Origin of the sequence: Cernens ardua (assembly GCF_051251085.1) — a bacterium.
Classification (GTDB): domain Bacteria; phylum Pseudomonadota; class Gammaproteobacteria; order Pseudomonadales; family Halomonadaceae; genus Cernens; species Cernens ardua.
Map to the genome: position 1 here is coordinate 201370 of NZ_JBPCZH010000005.1, position 21975 is coordinate 223344.

Below are 21975 nucleotides of genomic sequence, written 5' to 3' on the forward strand. Positions count from 1 at the left end.
ATGAGCTGGACGCCGAGCCGCGCCGATTTCGATACTTACATGCTTCCTGTCTATTCACCTGTCAATATGATTCCTGACAGAGGTGAAGGTAGCCGAGTATGGGACCGAGAAGGCCGAGAGTTCATTGATTTCGCCGGAGGGATCGCTGTCAGCGCATTGGGGCATGGTCATCCCAGCTTGCAGGATGCATTGAAAACACAGGCGGATAAAATCTGGCACCTGTCAAATGTATATACCAACGAGCCTGCACTCAAACTTGCCAAGTGGTTGGTGGAGCATACCTTTGCCGACAAGGTGTTCTTTTGTTCCAGTGGTGGAGAAGCCAACGAGGCTGCCTTCAAATTGGCACGCCGTTATGGTCACGACATGTTTGGTGAGCACAAGAGCAAGATCATTTCGTTCAGGAACTCTTTCCACGGGCGTACTTACTTCACGGTCAGCGTGGGAGGGCAGCCCAAGTATTCCCAAGGGTTTGGTCCGGCCATTGAGGGAATCGTGCATGCGGACTTCAATGATCTTGATAGTGTTCGTGCGCTGATCGACGACGACACCTGTGCGATTGTTGTAGAGCCGGTGCAGGGCGAGGGGGGGATTACCTCGGCCACACCTGAATTCCTTCATGGCTTGCGTGAACTGTGTGATGAATACGAAGCCTTGCTGGTTTTTGACGAAGTGCAATGTGGTGCCGGGCGCACGGGAAGCCTTTATACCTACATGCAATATGATGTGGTGCCCGATATTCTGACCACAGCCAAAGCCATTGGGGGTGGTTTTCCTCTGGCCGCCATGATTACTACAGACGACGTTGGCAAGGTATTTTCCATGGGCGCCCATGGGTCTACCTACGGCGGTAACCCTCTGGCGACTGCTGTTGGGCTGGCTGCCATGCAAACCATCGCTGAACCTGAAGTACTGGATGGCATTGCTGAGCGCCGTGCCCTGTTCGAACAGCACTTGGCTAAGCTCAATGAGCGTTTCAATCTTTTCAAGGAAGTTCGTGGAAAAGGATTGTTGGTGGGTGTTGAGTTAACGGAACCCTATCACGGCCGTGCGCGCGATATTATGGCGGCTGCCATTGATGAAGGGTTGATGATGCTGGTTGCGGGGCCGGATGTTCTCCGTTTCACACCTTCCCTTGTGATTTCACCTGAAGAAATCAATGAAGGCATGATTCGCCTGGAGCGTGCATTGAATCGTATCGCTGGCTAAAAGGGGCTCTTATGCTGGTTGTACGATTGGTGGAAGCGCGTGATATCGACGCGCTTTATACGCTCGCCAGTACGGCGAATCCTCCCCTGACAAACCTGCCTGCCTGGCGTGAGACCCTGGTGTCTCGCGTACAGGCAACACAAAAGGCCATTCAGTCTCCGGTTGAAAAACCGGGGGCAGAGGCTTATATGTTCGCGTTGGAAGATACTGATCGGCAGCGTGTGGTGGGTACGGCTACCTTGCGTGCCTGGGCCGGAATGGATCAGGCATATTACACCTACCGTCGGGAAACGCTTATCCATGCTTCACCCGGGTTGGGAATTCGTCGTGAAGTGAATACGCTTGCACTGTCACACGAAATTTCAGAGGCCTCCCAACTGTGTGCCATGGCGCTGGCACCTGAGTACCAACAGAATATGACTGCCCATATACTGTTACGCAAGGCTCGATTGGCTTTTATGCGGCTTAATCCTGAGCGTTTTTCCGATCAATGTGTGGTGGCATTTACCGGTGAAGTCAATGATTCAGGGGAGTCACCCTTCTGGAACAGCGTCGGACAGCATTTTTTTGGTCGTGACTATCACGATATTCACGCACTTGCAGGTCGTGAAAGCAAAAGTTTTATAGCCGAAATGATGCCACAGCTACCGCTTTACGAAGAGCTGCTAACCACGGGTGCCCGCGCTGTGATAGGCCACACTCACCAGCGTCATTTTGCCCATTACAATGCAATGTTGGCAGAAGGCTTCCAACCGGGGCGACACGTCGATATTTTCGATGCAGGTCCGGTGCTTCAGGCTGATACCTATCAGCTGAAAACGCTGAAGCAAGCGCGCTTTTGCCAGCTGCAACCTTCTTCTCCTGAATCATCCATTGATTCAGCTGCTTTCGAACACCATGATGCCCGTTGTGAGAAGGTTTCAGGCATCTCGTCCGAATCCATCGAACCGCCTTCAAGTGCTCTGATAGCGTCGGGAACATTGAATGATTTCCGTGCGGTGGTGAGTCCTTTTTCCGACGGGGATGCGCATGGGGTATGCCATGTTGATCAACTGACCTTCGATGTATTAGGGCAGCCCATAGGCAGTGAAGTATTGGTCAGTGGGTGTGATGCTTCTTGTTTGGCGAAAGAGTCGCGAAGCGGAGGAACCCCTTGCCCCAAAACGGGTTACCGCTCCCTGGCCCATCGCCTTTCAGAAGGGGCCTCCTCATGATTATTCGTCCGATTGAAATGCGTGATCTGGATGCGCTGATGGAGATGGCTGAGGAGACGGGTTCAGGCTTTACGTCGTTGCCGGATAATATTGATTTCCTGCGTGAAAAAATTACTCATAGCCAGCAAACCTTTGCTGATCCTGAGGGTAATGGCCCCGGACTGTACTTCTTCGTTCTTGAAGATGCTAATTCTCAAGAGGTAACGGGAACAAACTCCTCCCCTGTCATAGCCGGGTGCTGCGCTATCGAGGCGCGCGTTGGGCTTGGCTCACCGTTCTACCATTATCGTTTGGGGCGCTTGGCGCATAGTTCACCCACTCTCGGGCTGCATCGGATGCTGGAGACGCTGTTTCTCTCGTCGGATCATACAGGGGACGCCGAAGTCTGTTCTCTTTATCTACGGCCGGCCTGGCGCGGTGGCGCCGGGTTGAAGGGTCGGTTAGGGACATTGCTTTCTCGCGTGCGTTGGGTATTCATGGCGACACATCGGCGGCGTTTCCCTGCACGCGTATTGGCCGAAATGAGGGGGCAAACTGACGAAGAAGGCAATAGCGCCTTCTGGTATGGCCTTGGTCACCGTTTCCTGAAGATGGATTTCGCCGATGCTGACCGCCTGATCGGGTTGGGAGATAAAGGCTTTATTGGCGAATTGATGCCTAAATTCCCGATTTACCTTAACTTTCTGACACCCGAAGCACGCTCAGCCATTGGTCAAGTGCATCAGAATACGCGCCCGGCGATCGCTATGCTGAAACAGGAAGGGCTGCGTTGGGAAGGTTATATCGACATTTTTGATGGCGGCCCAACGATGGAAGCCTATATCGATGATGTACGCGCCATTCGTAATACGCGCTCGGTGGCGGTAGCTATCGATTCATCCGAACAACAGAATGATGACGATGAGCGTATTCGCCCCCGCTGGCTGGTTGCGAGTGGTGAAACACCGGCAGCATTTCGTGCCTGTTGGAGTCGTGTTGGCCCGCTGGAAGGGGAAATTATGCTTCACTGTGAAGAAGCAGCGAAGCTGGGTGTGAAAGCGGGGGATAGTGTCCGTATCCTTGAATGTTAAAGGGCCTGATATAGGTCCTTTGCCAATAGGAGGGGGCGTTCATCCTGAAATGCTAACAAAGCTGGAAGCACTAATAAGAGGAAACACATGGTGTTTCCTCCTCTCTCTTCTTCATAGGTAAGTGATGGTATTTGGGACGTCGTTTAACGTTTGCGTAACAGCGAGTAAAAGAACCCGTCACTCCCATTGATCTCGGGCAGGCGTTGACGCCCGTTCGGCACCTCAATTCCCCAGGGGACAGAAGGTGTAATGTTGCTGGCATCTGGCGTATTCGTAAGAAAACGTTCAATCTGCGTGCTGTTTTCAACTGGCATAATGGAACAGGTGGCATACAGTAATGTGCCGTCTTCTTTCAGCATGTCCCATACATTTCGGAGTAGCGCGCTCTGAAGGTGTGCCAGTGCGGTGATATCTTCTTTTGTACGGAGCTGCTTGATATCAGGATGTCGTCGAATAACACCGGTACCTGAACACGGGGCATCCAGTAAAATGGCATCGAATGGCGTGCCATCCCACCAGTCCTTTTGGGATGCATCTGCACACTGGAGTTCAATCTCGATCGACTCATCCGGGCGCAGGCGTTCAATTCCTTCTTCAACCCGTTCAAGGCGGTGAGCATCACTGTCCAGTGCAGTGATATGTAGCGGCTGCTTCGCCGCGAGGGCACACTCGATTAAATGCAGCGTTTTACCACCTGGCGCGCTGCATGCATCCAGAATCCTGAGTGGTGTGTGTTCATTTTTCTCAACTGAATCCATCAGCATGGGGGCGGTCAACTGTGCTGATTCATCCTGAACACTGACATCGCCTTCGGCGAAATCGGGCAGTGTGGTGACATCTGCGGGATGTTCCAACGTGATGCCATCCATTGAGTCCTTGCATTCTATAGCGGCCAACTGTGCTTCCGTCAGGCGGTGAAGGTAATCATCCCTATTCGTATAGGCACGGTTTACCCTGAGCGTCATGGGCGCGGGTGTATTGTTGGCAGCCAGTATCGCTTCCGCCTGCTCGGGCCAATCTGCCTTGATGGCCTGAACAAGCCATTTGGGGTGCAGATAACGATATTCTGCGCGTTTTCCCAGCGGCTGTGTGAGGGTTTCATGCTCACGTTGATAACGACGCAGGCAGGCATTCAACACACGTGTGGCCCAGGGTTTTCCCAATAGCTTAGCCGCACCGGCTGTTTCGCCCACGGCGGCATGACCGGGAACACGCATGTACATCAACTGATACAGGCCAATCAGCAATAATGCCTGAATATCCAGATCCTTGCGTTTGAAGCCCCTGGATACCAGCTCTGCGGCCAGTAATTCCAACTGTGGCAGGGCACGACAAACGCCAAAGCACAGCGCCCGATAAAAACTGCGGTCTCTGGGAGCAATGGCAGCATCATCCAGAGCTGAGAGCGAGCCCTTACGGTCCAGTACGGCAACAAGAGTAGCCGCTGCGGCAGCGCGGGGATCAGTGATGGCACGTGTTTTTCTGCTCATTGTGCGCTCTCCGACGAGTCAAAAAGCGCGCCTTCCTTAAGTTTTTCAGCGCGTTTAGGGCTCGAAAGCAGTTCTCGTATACTGAGCGCTTTAGTGCCGGGCATCTGAGCGCGGAACACTGCCAGTATGCCTTCGCCACAGGCGATGTGCAGGTGCTCTGCCGATACCGCCAGCAACGTACCCGGAGGTGCATCATGGCGTGCATCAAGTGCTTTTGCTTCCCATAAGCGGAGGGTGTCACCATTGAGGGAGGTCCATGCGACAGGCCATGGATTAAAGGCACGGATTTTTGCCGCCAGATGAAGAGCATCCTGCCGAAAATCCAATTGAGCTTCGGCCTTGGATAGTTTCTCTGCGTAGGTCACCCCATGTTCGGGTTGAGGAACGGGGTCGAGCGCAGACGGCGTATCAGCCAGTTGATCCAACACCGTGACGATTGCTTCTGCACCCAGTACGGATAGTGCGTCATGTAAGCTACCACCCGTGGTCGTGTCATCGATTCCCACAGAGCGTTTCAGTAACATCGCGCCGGTATCCAGCCCTTCATCCATCGCCATGATGGTTACGCCACTTTCACTGTCCATGGCTTCAATCGCACGCTGGATCGGCGCAGCCCCCCGCCAGCGAGGCAGCAGAGAAGCATGTACATTCAACGCACCAAAAGGAGGAATGGCCAGCACTTCACCGGGAAGAATCAACCCATAAGCTGCGACAACCAGCACATCGAGCTGCGCCTTTTTCATACCACTACGGCTTTCATCGCTACGCAATCGTTCCGGTTGGTAAAGCGGAAGATCATGAGTCAGTGCCAATTCTTTTACAGCACTGGGTTGTGGCTTACGACCGCGGCCAGCAGGGCGGTCGGGCTGAGTGTATACGCAGACTACCTCGTGGCGACTGTCCAGTATGGATTGAAGAATGGTGGCGGCAAATTCAGGCGTACCTGCAAAACCAACCCGTAACGATGATGCCATAACTGAGTGCTGTCCAGATAAAAGGAAAGAGGGATTAAGCGCCCTTGTGACGCTTGAGCATTTTTTTCTTCACACGATCACGTTTCAACGGTGAAAGATAATCAATGAAAAGCACACCGTTGAGGTGGTCATTTTCGTGCTGTATGCAATGTGCCAGCAGGCCATCGACCTCTTGCTCGAAAGGCTTGCCGTGGCGGTCCAGCGCTTTCACACGGATACGCAATGCACGCGATACTTCCGCATAGTATTCGGGAATGGACAAACACCCCTCCTGCAAGGGTTTGCGCTCATCATCCAATGCTTCCCATTCGGGATTGATAAACACCATGGGCTCGCTCTGATTGTCACTGACATCAAGCACAAAGAGACGTATGTGACGATCTACCTGTGTTGCTGCCAGGCCAATTCCAGGGGCGGCATACATGGTTTCGAACATGTTGTCGATCAGCGTCTGAAGCTCATCATCAAACGTTGTAATGGGTTCGGCGACCTTGCGAAGGTGGTCCGCCGGATATTCAAGAATCTCTAGAGTTGCCATAAACAGATCCGCGTTAATAAGAAAGCGACGAAGGTGTGATTAATCTTGATGATTATTCAACAGCAGGGCACCGGAGCAGAAAACATCCTCAGCAAGAGTGTTTACCCCTAAAGTTTGGGCGCGAGCTGCCGAAATAATCATGACAGGAGAAAGAGAACACTTAATACAGCAGGTGGTGATTATACCAAGCGCGTGCGTCAGGAATAACAACGTAGGGTCATCACTTTCAAGCCATAAAGAGTAATGACCCTATTATACGCTTGATTGGCGTTCTCTTCCTTCGAATATTGTGGCGTTCAAGTCCGTAAGTGATGTCTATTGTAGTGCCCAGAACGCTTCAATTAAACCGTTGACTCTCATCCTGTTCATTCAAGGAAAGCAAATGTGGCTAAACAGGTTTCCATGGGGCCCCGCGAATGGCTGGCTCTATCACTGGTTCCTCGTCTGGGAAGCAGTCGTATTCATACCCTTTATCAGCAGGGGGTTCAGTGGCCAGGCGCATGGCTTGCGCAACTGGGGTTGGCACAGCGGCAGTATCTTGTCTATCTGCTTGAGCATACGGCCGGGCAGGCGCAGGTCGATGAAATTCTTGCATGGTGTGATGAAAGCCGGCAACGCTACCTGCTTTATCCGGGGCATCCGGCATGGCCCGCGCTTCTGGAGGAAATTCCTGATCCACCGGTATTACTCTGGGCCTGGGGTAATCTTTCCCTGCTGAATCAGCGAGGCTTAGCCATGGTGGGCAGTCGGCAAGCCAGCGCACGAGGCATGCAACATGCCCACCACTTTGCGCATGTATTGGCTGAACATGGGCTGTGTATCGTCAGTGGTATGGCTTTGGGGATAGACGCAGCTGCGCATACAGGAGCACTCGAGGGTAAAGGGGCTACGTTAGCTGTGCTTGGCTGCGGAATCGATATTCTTTACCCCCGGCGTCATGCAGCGTTACGCCAGCAAATACTGGACGGTGCTGGGCTAGTGGTCTCTGAATTCCCGCCGGGGACGAAGGCCTATCCGCAGTTCTTTCCCCGTCGTAATCGCATTATCACGGGACTAAGTGAAGGCGTGCTGGTAGTAGAGGCAACGAAAAAGAGTGGGTCCTTGATCAGTGCGCGTTTGGCACTGGAACAGAATCGGGACGTCTACGCCTTGCCCGGCGCCGCTGACGACGAAGGTATGTCCGGATGCCATTGGCTTATTCAGCAGGGGGCGATGTTGGTGGCCCATCCGAGGGATATGATAGAGGCAATGGCTCTGGAGGGTAGTATCACTGACTGCAACTCACCGCCGGCTGCGCTACACTGTGCTGCTCATCGGGTATCAAGGAACGCTGTTGCGCCATTCGTTTCTCGTCGATCGGGAGAGGAATCTTCACTGGTTCCATGTATCAGTGCCATAACGGGATGTCCTGTTGGCACAGCCTCCCCAACCCCTGATATCAAGCATATTAATGGGGGCAAACATGAAAGCGGGATTGGTTTTAGTGAAATGGCTGTAGGCCTTTATCATTACTTGTCCCACACACCTGTAGGGCTGGATGCCTTGGTCACTGTGGCGAACACCTCCTGCCATGAGGGTCTTATTGCTCTGCTGGAACTCGAAATAGGGGGTGTTATTTCCCGTGTGCCGGGTGGTTGGGTGCATTCGCCTGATTAAGCTGAATCTACAGTTACGCCAATTTCCATTGAGAAGAGTCAACGTATGGCGCCATTGTTTTTAAAGTCTGTGGCCTTGATCGACACATGGCAGCCAAACGGCAGTGGGCAAGCGACGAGTTCACACCACGTAAAAATGACAACAGTGTAAAAGTGATATAGTGAAAAATCCGAGCCTTGTTGTGTATAATAACCTTGCATTTAATAGGGGTATTGTGATTCATGAGTCGCACACCTTCCATTGAGCTTGATCAGGCCGCCACCCTGTTACATCAAGGGCGTGTGCTGGCCTATCCCACAGAGGGCGTCTGGGGGTTGGGATGCGACCCTGACAATACTGAGGCACTCCAGCGTCTATTGGCATTGAAACTGCGAGCCCCAGAGAAAGGGCTCATCCTTATCGCTGCCAGCATTGAGCAATTCGAGCCGTGGCTGCGTGGCCTGGATACGGCATCACTTGAACGCCTGCGTGCTTCATGGCCCGCTGCACTGACATGGTTGGTGCCTGATAATGGTCGTACTCATCCTCTTGTTAGGGGGGAACATGATCGAGTGGCCTTGCGTGTTACGCCACATCCCTTGGTAATTGCACTTTGCGAGACCTTCGGTGGTCCGATTGTGTCCACGTCCGCTAATCGTGCCGGAGAGCCTTCTGCTACCACTGCTGAGGAAGTGTTCAGGGCTTTTCAGGGAGAATCACTTTCCCTCCTGGATGGAACGACGGGAGGAAGAACCCAACCCAGTGATATCCGTGATCTAGCGACCGGGAAATGGTTACGTCGCAGTGATATGTCGCAGTGAATAGATACAAGTGGAAGCCCGGACACTCCATGACAGGGGGGATACCATATGAAACTTGGGCATTCACGTGAACAGTTGTTAATTTCAGCCCCTGTCATTCAGTCACATGGCAAGTTGAGCCATCACACGGCAAAATAGATAGCGCTCGAAGCTTTAGTCTCTGCCAGAGTGGCGAGATACTCGATTTTCACATCATCAGGACTCATCATGGCAAGTCAGAACGAACTCTCTTCGGATCATATGCTGGAAAGTTTCAAAGCGTTCCTTATGTCGTTTCAGGACAGGCTTTGCGATGCCCTTGCAGCTGAAGAGCCTTGCGCCGAATTCTTCGAAGAAGCATGGAAACGTGAATTGGGTGGCGGTGGCCGTACCCGAGTGATTGCCGATGGCGATGTGCTGGAAAAAGGGGGAGTGAATTTCTCCCATGTGCATGGCGGGGAGTTGCCTCCGTCAGCCAGTGCTGTCAGGCCTGAGCTGGCAGGTAGAAGTTTTACAGCCATGGGGGTTTCCTGGGTCATTCATCCGCGTAATCCCTATGTGCCTACCAGCCACGGAAATGTACGGTTTTTCATCGCCAATAAAGAAGGCGAACCCCCGGTATGGTGGTTCGGCGGCGGGATTGATCTGACCCCTTATTATCCCTTCCATGAAGATGTCATTCACTGGCATGAGACGGCGCGTGATGCGTGTGATGCGTTCAATAAAGATTTCTATCCACGTTTTAAATCCTGGTGTGACGATTACTTCATGATTAAACACCGCAACGAGACCAGAGGCGTTGGTGGACTCTTTTTTGATGATCTGAACGAGCCTGATTTTGATACTTGCTTCGCCTTTATGCAGTCAGTTGCCAATGCCTACCCCGATGCTTTTCTCCCTATTCTTCGGAAACGCAAGGACACGCCTTTTGGAGAACGTGAACGTACGTTCCAGGCTCATCGTCGGGGCCGCTATGTGGAGTTCAATCTGGTTTATGACCGCGGTACGCTTTTCGGGTTGCAAAGTGGGGGCAGAACCGAATCTATCCTGATGTCCATGCCCCCCATGGCGCAATGGTCTTATCAATATCAGGTGGAAGATGGCTCCGCTGAGGCTGAGCTTTATGAGTATCTTAAGCCGCATGATTGGTTAGGCGGCAAACAACCTTTACATAACACTTGATGGGTTGATACAGGGTGATTGTGCTTATGCTGTTTGCTGATAAGCGATAAAATCGATTACCGGCTTGGGCTGGCCGAGCCAATCAATTGAATAGGCGATAGTGGCCCGTTCCTGTATACCGTAATTGATGACCTGTGTAATCAAATCACTTTTGGTGAGGGTATAACGCAGTTTGTCACAGCTCACTACGGTAACCGTCTCTTCAAGTGATTCATCGGTGATGTCAGCCACTAGTGCTTGCCATTGCCGTGATTCCTCCCGTAATGATCGAGCCAATTGATCCCGACCCCTGATAGGTGGCTCTTCATGAAGGCTGCTATCGCCAAGAAAATTCAGCCGCCACTGGCGCTCTTGTTGAAGCCCCGCGTTTAGTGCGCCGTGTATGCTGCCGCCTGTGAGTCCCAAGTCCCGATGATAATCATTTTCGTTGATATCCATACACGCTCCCAATACGGATTGTGTAGCCCAGTCATGATAATCCATGAGCGTTCGAAGATAGTCAGCGAGCATAAGTGGAATCGTTTCCTTGCGTGTCGGTGTTATGAATAGTTATGGATTTTTCGTGAGTACGAGTACACATTGTTATTCTTGAGTGAAGTATTTACTTTACTGCATACCAGCGCGCGCGGCTATATTTACCTATGAAATCCGGTGATTATCAATGTCTAAAACTATTACCGCCAGCGTCATCCCTGTTTTAGCCGACTTTATTTGATCAATAGTCCTTGCCAGGGATTATCCGGGGAGTACTGTCACATGTTGACTGATTGATATGCCTTGAGTTCTTCATGAAACAAGGTTCATGAGGCAATAGTGTGCGCCGTATCAATTATCTGTCGAAAATCCATTCGTCGGGATGACGAGTCGAATGAAAAATGGGTATGCTGCTCGTTATCCATGGGTAATATTCCCTCTACAGAAAACAGGAATAGAAGTGACTTCCCTTTATTGTGTTTTTGGTCATCCGATTGGGCATTCACGCTCACCTTTTATCCATCAGGCATTCGCAAAATCGCTGGGAATTGATCTGCGCTATGAAAAATGCGAAGTGCCCCTCGACCAGTTTGCAGATTACATTGCATCCTTCCGGGCTGAAGGGGGGAAAGGCGCCAATATTACCGTGCCTTTCAAGCAGGAAGCCCTCACCTTGGCTCAACATGTGACGCCACGTGCCCAAATGGCAGGCGCTGTGAATACACTGCTTTTCAAGGATTCAGGTGAGGTTGTAGGTGACAACACGGATGGTGCCGGCCTGCTGAATGATTTACGCCGTTTGGGTGTCAACCTTAAAGAGGCTCGGATTGCCATTTTGGGGGCCGGTGGTGCTGTGCGTGGTGTGATTGGCCCTTTGCTGGATGCCGAGCCAAACAGCATCACGATTGCGAACCGTACCCTTTCACGTGCGCAATCCCTGATCGGCGACTGGGCCGGTGAGGCAAGGCTTTCAGCGGCGTCGCCGGATCAGCTTACAGGTGAGTTTGACCTGATCATTAATGGCACCAGTGCCAGCCTGAATCATGAGCTTCCGGCGACAGGGGGTGCGAAACTGAAGGGTAATGGTTGGGCTTATGACATGGTGTATGCGGCTGAGCCCACGCCTTTCATGCAATGGGCATTATCACAAGGCGCTCATGCGGCTGATGGTCTGGGTATGCTGGTTGAGCAGGCTGCCGAGTCCTTCACGTTGTGGGAGGGGAGCAGGCCCGCAGTAGAGCCCGTACTTGAAGCACTAAGAGCGGATATTCGTGCGTCATGAGTGGCTCGTTCATGAATGGCAGTTCATGAGTACGAAAGGCGGTTCTTGTTTTCGTGTATATTGCCTGTTGTAAAAGTGAGCTCCCATTGTGAATGTCACACTCAAGGAAAATAAGTCAATTAATAGCAGATGATGGATGTCAGGAATGGATGAAGTATTAAGTGCGCGTTTACTCGGTTTACTGGAGCGTATAGAGCCGCTACTCCCTCCCAAGCCCGTTGAGATCGACTGGACCACTACAGTGGCAGCCCTTTGGGAGCGTCATCCCCTCACGGGGGGACAACTGATCCCGGTCGCGATGCGTGATGATGTACGCCTGGCTGATTTGGTGGGGATCGAGCGTCAGAAAAAGGAAATTGTAGAAAATACGCGTGCTTTCCTGAATCGTCGTCCTGCCAACCATACGTTATTGTGGGGGGCTCGTGGCACAGGCAAGTCCTCCATCATTCGCGCACTGTTGAATGAAATGAAAGATGACGGCTTGCGTCTGATCCAGGTGGACCGCTATGACCTGATTGGTTTGCCCGGTTTGGTTGCTCGTTTACGCGATTTGCCGCAACGCTTTATTGTGTATTGTGATGATCTCTCTTTTGAAGGCAGCGATGATGCATACAAGGCGTTGAAAAGCGTGTTGGATGGCACGCTCACGGGGCCACCCGAAAACGTACTGATTTACGCGACATCCAACCGACGCCACCTCTTGCCGGAGGCCTCTTCAGATAACAATGATACCCATATCGTGGATGGCGAGCTTCACCATGGTGATGCTGTAGAGGAAAAAATTTCCTTGTCAGATCGTTTCGGCTTGTGGCTTGCCTTCCATGCCTTCAATCAGGAAACCTTCATTGCAGCGTGCGAGCATTGGGTGAAGGATCTAGGCGGTGAGTGGAATGAGGAGGCGCGTGCTCAGGCGCTCCAGTATGGGCTGCTGCGCGGTGTGCGAAGTGGACGTGCGGCGTGGCAATTCGCCTGCAAGTGGGTGGGCACTGAAGCGTAGTCGACCATTATCCCGTAAGTACCCTTGAAGCATCACATCCTGACGCTGATGATATGATGCTTCAAGCTAGGCGTGCTTAACGCTTGTTACGGCGCGCTTCACGCGTTCGAGAGAGCTGGCGCGCCTTGGCTTTCTCTTTGTCCGTGGCATCGCCATGCTTGTCGTAAGGGTTATCACCGCTGCGGAATTCGAAACGAATCGGCGTGCCGCGTACTTTTAGCACCTTGCGAAACGTATTGGTCAGATAGCGTTTGTAAGCTTCAGGCAACTGATTGATCTGATTGCCATGAACAACGATGATCGGTGGATTGTTTCCGCCCTGATGCGCCATTTTCAAGCGAATACGGCGACCATTGACCATTGGGGGCTGGTGTTCGGCAGCGGCGTCCTTCAACAGATTGGTCAGGCGGTTGGTGCTCCAGCGGGCAGTTGCGCTCTCGTACGCCCGTTCGATGGATGGGTATAGATCACCCACCGCTGTACCATGGAGAGCTGAAATAAAGTGCATGTCTGCATAATCAGCAAAGCCAAGACGACGCTTGATTTCGGAACGCATCTTTTCCTTTGCTTCCGATTCCAGACCATCCCACTTATTGACCGCAATCACCAGAGCCCGCCCCGTATTCAGGACGTAGTCCAACAGATGGAGGTCCTGTTCCACTAGCCCGGTACGTGCATCCAGCACCATAATCGCGACATTACAGGATTTAATGGCATCCAGTGTCTTGATGATCGAAAACTTCTCGGCTACTTCGTGGACATTCTTTCTACGGCGAACACCCGCGGTATCTACAAGAACGTAGGGATGCCCATTACGTTCGTAAGGAATCTCGATGGCATCTCGCGTTGTACCTGCCTGATCGAATACCACGACGCGCTCTTCGCCAAGCAATCGGTTGACCAGCGTGGATTTCCCAACATTTGGACGACCCACAACACCAATACGAATACCGCGGTCATCCAGCTCCGGATGAATATCGCTTTCCTCGGGTTCAGGGAAGGGTTCCAACACCAGACTGATCAACTGCGTGACGTTTCGACCATGTGCCGCCGCAATAGGTAAGGGTTCTCCCATCCCGAGGGAGTAGAAATCAACGGTGGCTGTTTCTTCCGGCAACCCATCGGTCTTGTTGACGACCAGCCAGGTTTTTTTCTGGTTAACACGCAGATGGCGCGCAATTGCCTCATCGGTAGGTGTTAACCCTGCGCGGGCATCAACGACGAAAAAGACGATATCTGCCTCATCAATGGCAAGCAGGGACTGTTCAGCCATGGCGGCATCAATACCCAGCTCATCACCGCTGATACCGCCGGTATCGATGACGGTAAAAGGCTTTTCACCCAATGTGCCATTACCGTACTGACGGTCACGTGTCAGCCCCGGAAAGTCGGCAACAATGGCATCGCGAGAACGGGTCAGGCGATTAAAGAGGGTCGACTTGCCGACATTGGGTCGGCCAACTAGGGCTATAACGGGATTCATGTCGATGAGACTCGGGAGATGAGCATTCAGCGCAAGCTGAATGGATAAAGCTGAATGCCCAGCAGATACTATTCTGTTGAGCGGATATTATTTGGATGTGAAAGGCGCACTGGGTGACGTCGAGCATCAGGCGCGTGACCTTGAACATCACGTACAGTATAGCGAAATTTTATCGCCTCATCTACTCGAAGGGGTGCCGGACCAAATAGCATGTCTACTCGCAGGGCGGGTGTCATTAAAACAAGCTTGTCTTTCTACAAACCTTCCTACAAACCTTTTTATAAATAATTGGATATGCAGGATAGAAGAACAAGAGAAGGATCGACACGATGCCATAAGTTGAGACGGAAGCGGATACGGGAAGCTACCTGGCTATCATCGATACTGCGAGCAATGAACGTATTGCTCTTCACTCCTGTAGTCCTGCAAAAAAGGGAGGGCTGAAGACCACTGGATAGCCAAAACGCTCTGATTATCCAACTTCCCATACGAAACGCCCTGACCACCAAAGGCAATCAGGGCGTTTTTGAGTTTACCGTCCCGTTCGAGGATGAGGGCAACGTAACTCCTGTGAGATGATGTTATTCACCACTCAGGCTGTAACCGACCAGTTTGCCTGCATTGGTCAATACAAACATCTGATTGCCAGAGGCAACAATGGGGGCCTGAATGCCGGCATTCAGATCATCACGGCCATCAAGTTTGCCGGTGGTCGCATCCAATAGATGCACATAGCCCTGATAATCACCGAAGGCGAGTTGTCCATCCACGAAAGTAGGTGCAGTCAGAGCACGGCCTTCGAGCGCTGTTTGTACCCACAGTTGATTGCCTGTACTGGCATCAAAAGCATGTACGTGATTCAGAGCATCAACTGTGTACAACGTGCTTCCCTGCAACAGAGGTGTGTGATAACCCGATTCGGATTTACTCCACATTTGTTGCCCGGAGTGAACATTGACGGCCACCAGTTCGCCCTGGAATCCATTTACGAAAAGGCTGCCATCGGGCGTAATGATAGGTTGCCCAACGATGTCTCCCATTTGCTGAGTGTCGTTGGTACCCCGTGGAACTGAAACGCGCATGCTCCACAGCATATTACCCGAGCTATTGTCGAACAGCGCAATCTGACCGTCGGCAAAGCCCGCAAAGGTCACAGGATCGATGGTTCGCGGTGTCCCTGGATAGCGTAGCGTCAATGGCGGCTGATTACCTGCATAGAGCCAGTCGCGGATACCACTGACTTTATCCAGTGCCACCAGTGTGCCATCAACCGTTTGTACAATAACCTGCTGGCTGTTGGCTTGCGGTGTCGTCAAGAGTTCACTACCCACACTCGTACGCCACTCAATGCTGCCATCCGTGATACTCAGGGCCAGCACTTCACCCTTGGCAGTCCCGAGATACAGATTACCGCCGCTTTCCGTAATACCGGTTGAAGCGGGTACATGCAGGTGTTTCTGCCACTGTATCTTACCGGTTGAGGGGTCAATGGCGCGTACATGACCATGCGCATTTACGGTATAAAGTACACCGTTGGAAAGCGCGGGTGTCAGCTTGTAGTGTGCATCGTCACGCCCCATGTAGCCAATATTGTCAGCCCACATGGTATGCAATTTAACGGTTTGCTTGATGCTCGTTAGCGCTTTTGGCGCTGGATTCGGCTTTACTACATCACCACATCCTGCCAACAGGAGTGAGACGGAGAATGCACAGGCCACTGCCCGCATGGGATGACGCAATTTCATGAAGCCTCCTGTGGGGCGAGATCATCGAGCTTGAGCTGAATGCCGTAGTTGGGCAGTTTGTATTTCTGCGCATCCTGAAGCGCCTGTTCATAGGCTTTTCTGGCATCAGGGAATCGTTTCAGGCCGACCAAAGCATCCCCACGCACGCTGTTTAGCAGTACACTCAACGTGTGCGGCACCTCTTTTGGCAGGCTGGACAGTGCCTGATCATACTGTTTGTTGTTGATCTGAACACGTGCCAGGTCAATATGTGCCAACGTTGTCATGAAGCTATCATGGCTTCTGCTGATCAAATCCTGAAGACTCGCGGTCGCGGTACCGTTGTCATTCGCCTGAATGGCAACACGTGCCTCGATTAGACGGGCAAGATCGGCATAGCGGGTATTGCCATAATTATTGACCAGCTGATCCGCCAGCTGGTTGACCTGAGCACGTTGCTGGCTATTCAGAACGGTAAAGTTATTGGTCATTTCATCCAGCTGATCATACAACTGCGATGCCTGGTTGTATTCATAGGCTTTGTGGCGTTGCCATGTATTCCAGCCAAAAAAGGCAGCCATGGCCAGTAGTATGACGACACAGAGGGTCGTGCCGTAACGCTTCCACCAGTTTTTCAGCGCATCCAGCTGTTCGTCTTCGTCATTGATGTCATGCACCACGCATGTTCTCCTGTTTTAACGCTTCCGGAAAGGGGCAAGTGTCCGATATTCCGGTATCTTCGTAAACTCGTGACGTCTGCAGGCAAAATCTCGCCCATGGCACCTGTCAGCTTACCAGTGACGACAGACGTTCGGAAAGTTTGGATTGCTCAACGCTTTCCTGTTCCCTGTCTTCGCGTAGGTACTTGATGCCCACCGTTCCCTGAGCACATTCGTCTTCACCCAAGAGCAAGGCGATACTGGCACCGCTACGATCGGCTTTCTTGATCTGACTCTTGAAGCTGCCACCGCCACAATGCAACTGAATACGTAATTTGGGCAGTTCATCACGCAAGTGCTCTACTAGTTTCAGCGCCGTTTGTTCGGCGGCATCACCCAATGCAGTTACATAGACGTCGATGGTTTTATGCACCGATTCCGGAATCAGATTCAGCTCTTCCAGTAACAGTACCAGACGCTCGATGCCCAACCCGAAACCACAGGCGGGGGTCGGTTTGCCGCCCAATTGGCTAATCATTCCGTCATAGCGGCCGCCGCCACACACTGTGCCCTGACTGCCCAATGCAGTGGTTGTCCACTCGAAAACCGTACGTGAGTAATAATCCAAACCACGTACCAGACGGGTATTGATCACATACTTGATACCGAGTGTATCCAGCGTATTGGTCAGTTTATCGAAATGTTCGCGAGATTCATTATCCAAATGATCCAGCATTCGAGGGGCGCCTGCCAGCATATCGGCCATGTCCGGATTTTTCGAGTCCAGTACACGTAATGGGTTCGTGCTCAGGCGCCGAACGGAATCTTCATCCAGTATATCCTTGTGTTCAGTCAGGTACTGAACAAGGCATTCGCGATACGCTTTGCGAGATTCAGCCGTTCCCAGGGAGTTCAGTTCCAGTGTCACCTGATCATGCAGCCCCAACTCCCTTAATAGACGCGCAGAGAGTAGAATAAGTTCGATATCAATATCAGGCCCTTCCATATTGAACGTTTCGACGCTCAATTGATGAAACTGGCGATAACGTCCTTTCTGAGGGCGTTCATACCGAAACAAAGGCCCTGTTGACCACAGCCTGAGTGATTGGTTATGCGCAAGGTTATGTTCGATGACCGAACGTGCGATACCGGCGGTGAACTCGGGCCGCATGCTGATGCTTTCACCATTTCGGTCATCAAAGGTGTACATCTCTTTTTCAATAACGTCCGTTGCTTCACCGATGGAACGTTGAAAAAGGGAGGTATCTTCCAGAATAGGGGTACGAATTTCACGATACCCGTAACGGGATAGAAGTGTTCGTAATGTTGACTCAACGTACTGCCAGGCAGGGGATTGCTCCGGCAGCAAATCATTCATGCCTCGTAGGCCCTGTAACTTGCTCAATGCTGACTCCAAACCCAGGCCAGAAGGCCTGTTTTACTAATATTCTGACGGTTTATCCGATGATTTCATCATCACTGGTTTCAACGCTGTTTGCTTCTCTATCCGCTGTTCGCCTGTTACCCGATTCTCTATTGCCACGCGGGCTGTCTGATGTTGACGAAACAGGCTCCCAACATTTCGAACCTGGCAACCGCTGCGTAAATCAAGGGTGGCTATAATAGAAGCCAATTGAACGATGCGCTTTCAGGTGCTGCATTGAAACAAGAAACAGCGAAACCACTCACTACGCATGTTGCTTTCAACAATATCCACTACAAACAATATTTACCACCAACAATATTCACCACAAACAATATTCATCACAAACAATATTCATCACAAACCATATCTGCCACCCACAATATTCGGCTTGGAAAGGGATTGCCTTATTGTTGCCTGAAATGAGTATTCCTGGATACAGATGTTATAGCATGCACGAGGCCATTTCAGTTGAATACAGGCTGAACGGTCTCGTGCACGGGTAACAGGATATTATTTGCCCAGTGTCAGGCGTGCTACGTTACGTGCGCCAAGGTGTACCGGTTGTCCGTTGTAGGTAACGGACACGCCGGTTGCATTGCCAATGACCAGATGGAAGGGGGCCTGACCGGTAATGGTTCGTTGTGAGCCTGCTTGCTGAAGCCCTGACAGCAGGGTACGACCATGTGCATCGGTAATACGTGTCCAGGACTGACGATTGAACTGCAACGCAATACCATTGGAAGAGGTCGCTACCGCTCCATTGTCCGCATTCTGGCTCTGCCCTTGAGTATTGTTCTGAGGATTGCCATTCTGGTTATTGGTGTTCAGGTTATTGCCATTCTGACTTGTACCATTTTGTGCGCTATTTGACTGGTTTTGCTGAGTTTCGCTCTCGGCTTCACTTGTCGTCATGTTGGCACCGTCAACACCATTGCCTACCTGCATCTGGAGGTCGTTGGAACCATCGTTGCTGCCTGTATTACCCTGCGCACCGTTATTGGTGGTTGGCGTACTGTTTGTGGTGGTTGCAGGCGCATTGGCAGATGTGCTGTTGGAGCTCGTATTGCTGCCTTGTGCATTGGGTGCATTGCCGTCAGAGGCTGTGGTTGATGACTGAGGTGAATTGGACGTGGGCGATGGCTGATCAGGGATCTGCGCACTGGGTGTATTATTTTCCTGTGCGTTGAAATCAGTACCGTTCCGGTTTTTCCACCATTGTGTTGTCAACCCGATAATAAGCAACAGAATGATGATGGTAATGATCCAGAATGCAATCTTGCCGATGCGACTAGGGCGTTTTAGCGGCTTGATCGGGGTGGAAACCTTGATAGGTTCATCCACTTTGCCATGTTTCTCATCATGCGCCCTAAGTACCTGTTCGGGATCAATTTCCAACAGGCGCGCGTAGGCACGCAGATAGCCACGACGATAGGTCGGAATACGCAGCTGTTCGTAATGCTCGTTCTCGAGGTCTGTAACCAGCGAGGGGCGCAGATTCAGATGAGCTGCAGCCTGTTCAATGCTAAGGCCCTTGCGCTCCCTGGCGCTGCGAAGCATATCTCCGGCCGACTGTGTCGTAGATTGGTTTGCCGCAGAAGATGGCTGTTCGCTCATGCCGAAAGTCCTTTTTATTGCGCCCGGTTGGTGGATTGATTCGATGATGCCGGGGTCTCTGACATCTGTCTTGCACGACTCAGCGCCTGGCCAAGCGCGTCTGATTCATGTGTATTGCCTTTCAGATGCACATATTGCGATAGTTTTGCAGAAGATGCATCCAAATTGCCCTTGTAAAAATCCAGGTACGCTTGAGCCAGCAGGACCAGAGGTTGCTCCGGCGCAATCCGTTCTGCTTCATCCAGCGTGTTACCTGCGCCTGTCATATTGCCGGTTTTTAACTGACATTGCGACAGGTTGACCAATATTCCCGGCCTGCCGGGGTAATGTGTATCACTGGCGGCCCTGGATAATTGCTGGCAAGCCTGCTCAAACTTTCCCTCTTCAAAAAGCAGAGCTGCGTAATTATTACGCACCTGTGGCTCCTGTAGCGAGCCATTATCCGTAATTTCACGCGATTTGGACAATGTACGCAAGGTGCGATCATAGTACTCGCCTGCGCGGGCCATGTCTCCATTGTGTTGTTCTATTAATGCGAGCCCGTGCAGGGCACTGGCTTCCTGATCATTTAGCGCTAATGAACGCTGGAAAGCCTGATACGCACGGGAGGTATCCCCCCGTGAGAGGTAGGCCATGCCGAGTTCAGAATAGGCAGATGCTTTCGCCTGAGGGGAGGCGCTTTGTGCTGATGAAGCGCTGGCGTGGGTGCTTGCGCAGCCGCTCAGTCCGCCAGTCATGGACAGACACGCCATTAATGTCACTAGTGAGCCCGCCACAGATGACTTGATGCGTGAAGATGAAAACAGGGGGCGAAAATATGAATGCATGGTGAACATCACTTATCTCTCAAGGAAGTAACGGCTGTTATTATGCCTCGAAAAATAATGAATGAAGTCAACGTTGATAACCTCTGCTTCAGCTAGCGTCAATGGAGAGTGTTTGAATATAGCGTTCCTGACGGCGCGTACGGTCTTTTACGCGGCCCACCAATTGCCCACAGGCTGCATCGATATCGTCACCACGTGTCATTCTGACAGGAGCCTTGTGTCCACGTTCAAATAGCCAGTGCTGAAAACGCATGACCTGATTACGAGAAGGTTTGCTATAGCCTGAACCCGGGAAGGGGTTGAATGGAATCAGGTTGATCTTGCAAGGAATATCCTTCAGTACTTTGGCCAGTTCATCGGCATGCTCCTGTTGATCATTCACACCGGCCATCAGTGTGTATTCAACGGTGATCATGCGGGCGTCCTTGCATTTGTCCAGATATCGACGGCATGCGTCCAATAATGTCGCAATATTGTACTTGCGATTCAGAGGCACCAGCGTATTACGCAGCTCATCGTTGGGAGCATGCAGGGAAATCGCCAGACTGACATCCAGTTGGTCGCCCAATTCATCAATCTTTGGAACAAGCCCTGACGTAGACAGTGTTACACGACGCTTGGAGAGTCCATAAGCGTTGTCGTCCAGCATCAGTTTCATGGAAGCCACCACCGGCTCGAAGTTCATCAGTGGTTCACCCATCCCCATCATGACCACATTCGTGACAGGCTTGCGGCCATCATTGTAGGGCGTACCGCAATGGGTAGCGATCCACACCTGACCAATGATTTCGGCGCTATCCAGATTCCGCGCAAAGCCCTGTTTACCCGTGGAGCAAAAACTGCAATCCAGCGAGCAGCCCACCTGTGATGAAACACACAAGGTACGGCGGCCATTGTCCGCCGGAATCAACACTGTTTCGATCAGACTGCCGCCCTTGGCTTCGACTACCCATTTACGTGTGCCATCACGGGACTCACCCTGATAGGCCACACGGGGTGGAGTGACTTCCGCCACCGCCGAAAGCTTTTCTCTCAACGACTTGGAGAGGTTGGTCATCTCGGCGAAATCGGTAACTCCTTCCTGGTGAATCCACTTCATCACCTGTGCGGCACGGAAGGGTTTTTCACCCAATTCAGTAAAGAACCGACTCATTTCTTCACGAGTAAGCCCGAGCAAATTCACCCGCTCAGACGAGGTCTGCGGTTCGGAAATGTCTTTTGTCGGTATATGGTTACTCATGTTCAACGGTCGTCTTCCAGTGAGCATCGCCGTAGCAGGTGACTGCCATGGGGCGCTGCTCTGTAATAAGTTGTAGACTCGCTTATGTCATGTTATGGCTCACAGTGAACCTGACAGTAAGTATAGTCTGTAATTTC

Annotated in this window: 20 protein-coding genes; 9 read left to right on the top strand and 11 right to left on the bottom strand. The window is 51.8% G+C overall.

Annotated elements, in window-relative coordinates:
* Genes LMG33818_RS10310 through LMG33818_RS10320 form a run of 3 tightly spaced genes read left to right on the top strand, consistent with a single transcriptional unit; the run spans window position 1 to window position 3493 of the window.
* Complete coding sequence (locus tag LMG33818_RS10310) at window positions 1–1209, top strand: aspartate aminotransferase family protein (protein WP_442323299.1); 1209 nt, start codon at window positions 1–3, stop codon at window positions 1207–1209.
* 11 nt (window positions 1210–1220) lie between these two features.
* The gene (locus LMG33818_RS10315; protein ID WP_442323300.1) at window positions 1221–2423 is read left to right on the top strand and encodes an arginine N-succinyltransferase; all 1203 of its coding nucleotides are present in this window, start codon (window positions 1221–1223) and stop codon (window positions 2421–2423) included.
* Window positions 2420–3493 (top strand): arginine N-succinyltransferase, encoded by a 1074-nt coding sequence (locus tag LMG33818_RS10320; protein ID WP_442323301.1) that lies wholly within the window; start codon window positions 2420–2422, stop codon window positions 3491–3493. The genes LMG33818_RS10315 and LMG33818_RS10320 overlap by 4 nt, the downstream gene beginning before the upstream one ends.
* Before the next feature lie 143 nt (window positions 3494–3636).
* On the opposite strand, the gene rsmB is transcribed toward LMG33818_RS10320, so the two are convergent.
* Genes rsmB through def form a run of 3 tightly spaced genes read right to left on the bottom strand, consistent with a single transcriptional unit; the run spans window position 3637 to window position 6495 of the window.
* On the bottom strand, window positions 3637–4983 hold the full coding sequence (gene rsmB / locus LMG33818_RS10325; protein ID WP_442323302.1) for a 16S rRNA (cytosine(967)-C(5))-methyltransferase RsmB: 1347 nt from the start codon (window positions 4981–4983) through the stop codon (window positions 3637–3639).
* Window positions 4980–5957 carry a methionyl-tRNA formyltransferase gene (gene fmt / locus LMG33818_RS10330; RefSeq protein ID WP_442323303.1) on the bottom strand — a complete coding sequence of 326 codons (978 nt, stop codon included), beginning with the start codon at window positions 5955–5957 and terminating at the stop codon, window positions 4980–4982. Before fmt ends, rsmB begins: the two co-directional genes overlap by 4 nt.
* 34 nt (window positions 5958–5991) lie before the next feature.
* The gene (gene def / locus LMG33818_RS10335) at window positions 5992–6495 is read right to left on the bottom strand and encodes a peptide deformylase (RefSeq protein ID WP_442323304.1); all 504 of its coding nucleotides are present in this window, start codon (window positions 6493–6495) and stop codon (window positions 5992–5994) included.
* Window positions 6496–6879: 384 nt separating this feature from the next.
* On the opposite strand from def, the gene dprA reads away from it, so the two are divergent.
* The 3 genes from dprA (at window position 6880) to hemF (ending at window position 10112) form a co-directional block, all read left to right on the top strand.
* Window positions 6880–8151: a DNA-processing protein DprA gene (gene dprA, locus LMG33818_RS10340; protein ID WP_442323305.1), complete on the top strand. Its 1272-nt coding sequence runs from the start codon at window positions 6880–6882 to the stop codon at window positions 8149–8151.
* A gap of 221 nt (window positions 8152–8372) precedes the next feature.
* Window positions 8373–8951, top strand: a complete 579-nt coding sequence (gene tsaC / locus LMG33818_RS10345) for an L-threonylcarbamoyladenylate synthase type 1 TsaC (RefSeq protein ID WP_442323306.1) — start codon at window positions 8373–8375, stop codon at window positions 8949–8951.
* 207 nt (window positions 8952–9158) lie between these two features.
* Window positions 9159–10112: an oxygen-dependent coproporphyrinogen oxidase gene (gene hemF / locus LMG33818_RS10350; RefSeq protein ID WP_442323307.1), complete on the top strand. Its 954-nt coding sequence runs from the start codon at window positions 9159–9161 to the stop codon at window positions 10110–10112.
* Window positions 10113–10136: 24 nt separating this feature from the next.
* Here hemF and LMG33818_RS10355 read toward each other — a convergent pair whose 3' ends face one another.
* Window positions 10137–10622 carry a DinB family protein gene (locus LMG33818_RS10355; protein WP_442323308.1) on the bottom strand — a complete coding sequence of 162 codons (486 nt, stop codon included), beginning with the start codon at window positions 10620–10622 and terminating at the stop codon, window positions 10137–10139.
* 358 nt (window positions 10623–10980) lie between these two features.
* Between LMG33818_RS10355 and aroE the strand changes: the two genes are divergently transcribed.
* Both aroE and LMG33818_RS10365 read left to right on the top strand, forming a co-directional pair.
* On the top strand, window positions 10981–11868 hold the full coding sequence (gene aroE / locus LMG33818_RS10360; protein WP_442323309.1) for a shikimate dehydrogenase: 888 nt from the start codon (window positions 10981–10983) through the stop codon (window positions 11866–11868).
* Window positions 11869–12013: 145 nt separating this feature from the next.
* Complete coding sequence (locus LMG33818_RS10365; protein ID WP_442323310.1) at window positions 12014–12865, top strand: ATP-binding protein; 852 nt, start codon at window positions 12014–12016, stop codon at window positions 12863–12865.
* Window positions 12866–12941: 76 nt separating this feature from the next.
* Here LMG33818_RS10365 and der read toward each other — a convergent pair whose 3' ends face one another.
* The 4 genes from der to hisS form a co-directional block, all read right to left on the bottom strand.
* Window positions 12942–14348: a ribosome biogenesis GTPase Der gene (gene der, locus LMG33818_RS10370; protein WP_442323311.1), complete on the bottom strand. Its 1407-nt coding sequence runs from the start codon at window positions 14346–14348 to the stop codon at window positions 12942–12944.
* A gap of 581 nt (window positions 14349–14929) precedes the next feature.
* The gene (gene bamB / locus LMG33818_RS10375; protein ID WP_442323312.1) at window positions 14930–16093 is read right to left on the bottom strand and encodes an outer membrane protein assembly factor BamB; all 1164 of its coding nucleotides are present in this window, start codon (window positions 16091–16093) and stop codon (window positions 14930–14932) included.
* Window positions 16090–16752 carry a YfgM family protein gene (locus LMG33818_RS10380; RefSeq protein WP_442323313.1) on the bottom strand — a complete coding sequence of 221 codons (663 nt, stop codon included), beginning with the start codon at window positions 16750–16752 and terminating at the stop codon, window positions 16090–16092. The genes bamB and LMG33818_RS10380 overlap by 4 nt, the downstream gene beginning before the upstream one ends.
* Before the next feature lie 106 nt (window positions 16753–16858).
* Complete coding sequence (gene hisS / locus LMG33818_RS10385; protein ID WP_442323338.1) at window positions 16859–18109, bottom strand: histidine--tRNA ligase; 1251 nt, start codon at window positions 18107–18109, stop codon at window positions 16859–16861.
* An 86-nt stretch (window positions 18110–18195) separates the two neighbouring features.
* Between hisS and LMG33818_RS10390 the strand changes: the two genes are divergently transcribed.
* Window positions 18196–18354: a hypothetical protein gene (locus LMG33818_RS10390; RefSeq protein WP_442323314.1), complete on the top strand. Its 159-nt coding sequence runs from the start codon at window positions 18196–18198 to the stop codon at window positions 18352–18354.
* A 313-nt stretch (window positions 18355–18667) separates the two neighbouring features.
* Here LMG33818_RS10390 and LMG33818_RS10395 read toward each other — a convergent pair whose 3' ends face one another.
* The 3 genes from LMG33818_RS10395 to rlmN all read right to left on the bottom strand — a co-directional run bounded on the left by LMG33818_RS10395 (window position 18668) and on the right by rlmN (window position 21838).
* Window positions 18668–19771, bottom strand: coding sequence for a RodZ domain-containing protein (locus LMG33818_RS10395; RefSeq protein ID WP_442323315.1), 1104 nt, complete (start codon window positions 19769–19771; stop codon window positions 18668–18670).
* 14 nt (window positions 19772–19785) lie between these two features.
* Window positions 19786–20598 carry a tetratricopeptide repeat protein gene (locus LMG33818_RS10400; RefSeq protein WP_442323316.1) on the bottom strand — a complete coding sequence of 271 codons (813 nt, stop codon included), beginning with the start codon at window positions 20596–20598 and terminating at the stop codon, window positions 19786–19788.
* Window positions 20599–20686: 88 nt separating this feature from the next.
* Window positions 20687–21838, bottom strand: coding sequence for a dual-specificity RNA methyltransferase RlmN (gene rlmN, locus LMG33818_RS10405; RefSeq protein ID WP_442323317.1), 1152 nt, complete (start codon window positions 21836–21838; stop codon window positions 20687–20689).
* Window positions 21839–21975 lie beyond the last annotated feature (137 nt).

Coding starts and splice junctions, on each gene's coding strand:
- der (WP_442323311.1), bottom strand. CDS start 14,348: ATGAATCCCGTTATAGCCCTAGTTGGCCGACCCAATGTCGGCAAGTCG.
- LMG33818_RS10365 (WP_442323310.1), top strand. CDS start 12,014: ATGGATGAAGTATTAAGTGCGCGTTTACTCGGTTTACTGGAGCGTATA.
- LMG33818_RS10390 (WP_442323314.1), top strand. CDS start 18,196: ATGATTTCATCATCACTGGTTTCAACGCTGTTTGCTTCTCTATCCGCT.
- LMG33818_RS10315 (WP_442323300.1), top strand. CDS start 1,221: ATGCTGGTTGTACGATTGGTGGAAGCGCGTGATATCGACGCGCTTTAT.
- def (WP_442323304.1), bottom strand. CDS start 6,495: ATGGCAACTCTAGAGATTCTTGAATATCCGGCGGACCACCTTCGCAAG.
- LMG33818_RS10355 (WP_442323308.1), bottom strand. CDS start 10,622: ATGCTCGCTGACTATCTTCGAACGCTCATGGATTATCATGACTGGGCT.
- rsmB (WP_442323302.1), bottom strand. CDS start 4,983: ATGAGCAGAAAAACACGTGCCATCACTGATCCCCGCGCTGCCGCAGCG.
- hisS (WP_442323338.1), bottom strand. CDS start 18,109: ATGAATGATTTGCTGCCGGAGCAATCCCCTGCCTGGCAGTACGTTGAG.
- bamB (WP_442323312.1), bottom strand. CDS start 16,093: ATGAAATTGCGTCATCCCATGCGGGCAGTGGCCTGTGCATTCTCCGTC.
- LMG33818_RS10395 (WP_442323315.1), bottom strand. CDS start 19,771: ATGAGCGAACAGCCATCTTCTGCGGCAAACCAATCTACGACACAGTCG.
- LMG33818_RS10400 (WP_442323316.1), bottom strand. CDS start 20,598: ATGCATTCATATTTTCGCCCCCTGTTTTCATCTTCACGCATCAAGTCA.
- tsaC (WP_442323306.1), top strand. CDS start 8,373: ATGAGTCGCACACCTTCCATTGAGCTTGATCAGGCCGCCACCCTGTTA.
- LMG33818_RS10320 (WP_442323301.1), top strand. CDS start 2,420: ATGATTATTCGTCCGATTGAAATGCGTGATCTGGATGCGCTGATGGAG.
- aroE (WP_442323309.1), top strand. CDS start 10,981: ATGAAAAATGGGTATGCTGCTCGTTATCCATGGGTAATATTCCCTCTA.
- rlmN (WP_442323317.1), bottom strand. CDS start 21,838: ATGAGTAACCATATACCGACAAAAGACATTTCCGAACCGCAGACCTCG.
- LMG33818_RS10310 (WP_442323299.1), top strand. CDS start 1: ATGAGCTGGACGCCGAGCCGCGCCGATTTCGATACTTACATGCTTCCT.
- hemF (WP_442323307.1), top strand. CDS start 9,159: ATGGCAAGTCAGAACGAACTCTCTTCGGATCATATGCTGGAAAGTTTC.
- fmt (WP_442323303.1), bottom strand. CDS start 5,957: ATGGCATCATCGTTACGGGTTGGTTTTGCAGGTACGCCTGAATTTGCC.